We start from the raw sequence: 2292 nt of genomic DNA, 5'->3' as shown, positions 1-2292 counted from the left end.
GGGATGAGCAGGGTGACGCCGATGGTGCCGGCGAGTTCGGCGGCGAGGGCGCGGGTGAAGCCGACCACGCCGAACTTCGCGGCGCAGTACGCGGTCGCGTCACTGACCGCCTTCACGCCCAGCGTGGAGGCCACGGTGACCACCGTGCCGTGCGACCGCTCCAGCCAGGGCAGCGCCGCGCGGATCACCGCGGCGGTGGCCAGCAGGTCGATCGTGACGATCCGGTCCCAGGTCTCGCCGGGGACGTCGGCCAGCTTGCCCGGGACGTCCATCCCGGCTGCGGTGACCACCCCGTCGAGCCCGCCGGCCTGTTCGGCGAGGCGCCGGGTGGCCGCCTCGGCGGCGCGGGTGTCGGCCAGGTCGCACCGCACCCACGGCACCCCGTCCGCCGGGGGCTGCCGGTCCAGCACGTACGGCCGGCCGCCGGCCTTGGTCACGGCCGCCACCACCGCCGCGCCGAGCCCGCTCGACCCGCCGGTGACCAGGATCGCCGCTCCGTTCATGTCCCTGCTCATGCCGCTCCCTTGATGAGGTTCCGGCCGCGCAGGCGCGCGGCGCTGATCGTCGCCGTGGTGGACCGCCCGGTCAGGTAGGGCACCGTGACGACCCGGCCGCCCCAGCCCCGGACCAGCTCGGCCTCGGGCAGTTCGGGTGCGCCGTCGCCGGCGTAGTCGCCGCCCTTGACCCAGACGTCCGGGCGGAGCCGGGACAGCACCGCGTGCGGGGTGGGTTCGTCGAAGACCACCACCGCGTCGACGCAGTCCAGGGCGGCCAGCACCCGGGCCCGGTCGGCCTCGGGGTTGACCGGCCGGTCAGGCCCCTTCAGCCGGGTGACGCCGGCGTCGGAGTTGAGGCAGACCACCAGCGCGTCGCCGAGCCGGCGGGCCGCCTGGAGGGTGGCCACGTGCCCGGCGTGCAGGATGTCGAAGCAGCCGCCGGTGGCCACCAGGGTGCCTCCGTCGGCGCGTACCCGCGCCGCCAACTTCTCCGCCGGTCCCGCGGCGGGGGGCCGCGCCTTCGGGGCGTCCCGGTGCAGGCCGGCCGCGCCCCCGGCCGCCACGTACGCCGATGCGGCGGCGACCGCCTCGGTCACGGCCTCGGAGACCACCGCCCCGCCGGCGAGCGCGCCGGCCGCGGCGGCGGCGAACCGGTCCCCGGCGCCGCAGGTGTCCTCGGCGTCGTCCACTCCGGACGGCGCCGGCACCACGAGCGGAGCGCTGCCGGAGTGGCAGAGCACCGCCCCGTGCGGCCCCATGGTCACCGCGACCGCGCCGACCCGCCACCGCCGGCGCAACTCGTGGCCGGCGCGGGTGGCGGTGGAGAGCGGGTCACCGGCGCCGGCGTCCCCGGTGAGCTGGCGCAGCTCGGCCAGGTTCGGGGTGGCCAGCCGGGTGCCGGCGACCGCCGCCGACCCGCGCGGGTGCGGGTCCCAGACCACCGGTGCGGGCGCCTCGGCCAGCGCGGCGCGCAGGGTCGGTTGCCGCAGCAGCCCGCGTCCGTAGTCGCTGGCGAGGATGGCGCCGGCGGCGGCGATCACCGCGCAGGCCGCCTCCGGTGGTTCGGCGCAGGGCTGGGGCGCGCCGCCCCGGTCCAGGCGCAGCAGCGTCTGGCCGCCGGCCCGCAGCCGGATCTTCTCCGGGGTCGCCCCGGGCATCCGGAGCGGATAGAGCCGGACCCCGGCGGCGGTGAGCAGTTCGGCGAGACGGGCGCCGGCCGGGTCGTCGGCCAGCGCGGTGACCAGCGCCACCTCGGTGCCCTGGGCGGCGGCGAGGAGCGCCGCGAGGCCGGCGCCGCCGGGCCGGTCGGTGGCGGACCGCTCGTCCAGCACCGGCACCGGCGCGTCCGGGCAGACCCGGGTGACGGTGCCGGCCACGTCCCGGTCGAGCAGGGCGTCGCCGACCACCACCAGGGGGCCGCTCACGACGCCGCTCCGTCCCGCCGGGCGCTGCCGTGCCCGTTCGGCCCGTGCCCGTTCGGGCCGTGGCCGTTGGGGCCCTGCCCGTTGGGGCCGTGGCCGCCGGTGGCGGCGAGCGCCCGGCCGTCCCGGCCGAATCGGTCGGCGAGCCCCACCGTCCGCGCGGCCGGCGCGGGCACCCGCGGCAGGTCCCGCACCAGGGGCAGCGCCTGGTCGACGTATTCGCAGAGCAGGTGGCTGGAGACGAGGTGGAGTTCCTGGACCACCTGGCTGTCGGGTGAGGGGACGGCGAGCACCTTGTCGCAGGCGTCGGCGAGGGGGTTGGGGGTGGGGCCGGTGAAGGCCCAGGTGCGGAGGCCGGTGTGGTGGGCGGCGTG

At 78.5% G+C, this 2292-nt stretch carries 2 protein-coding genes and 1 pseudogene; all 3 read right to left on the bottom strand.

Annotation, left to right across the window (positions count from 1 at the left end; genetic code table 11):
• A partial coding sequence (locus tag ACVCAH_RS37730) for an SDR family NAD(P)-dependent oxidoreductase (protein ID WP_447140989.1) occupies window positions 1-515 on the bottom strand: 515 nt, incomplete at its 3' end.
• Window positions 512-1921 carry a PfkB family carbohydrate kinase gene (locus tag ACVCAH_RS37725; protein WP_447140988.1) on the bottom strand — a complete coding sequence of 470 codons (1410 nt, stop codon included), beginning with the start codon at window positions 1919-1921 and terminating at the stop codon, window positions 512-514. The genes ACVCAH_RS37725 and ACVCAH_RS37730, both read right to left, overlap by 4 nt.
• A pseudogene (locus tag ACVCAH_RS37720) lies at window positions 1918-2292 on the bottom strand (hypothetical protein); the annotation flags it as partial. The pseudogene ACVCAH_RS37720 and the gene ACVCAH_RS37725, both read right to left, overlap by 4 nt.

It is taken from the genome of Micromonospora sp. LZ34 (assembly GCF_052981855.1).
This window is presented reverse-complemented; position numbering and strand designations above follow the sequence as displayed.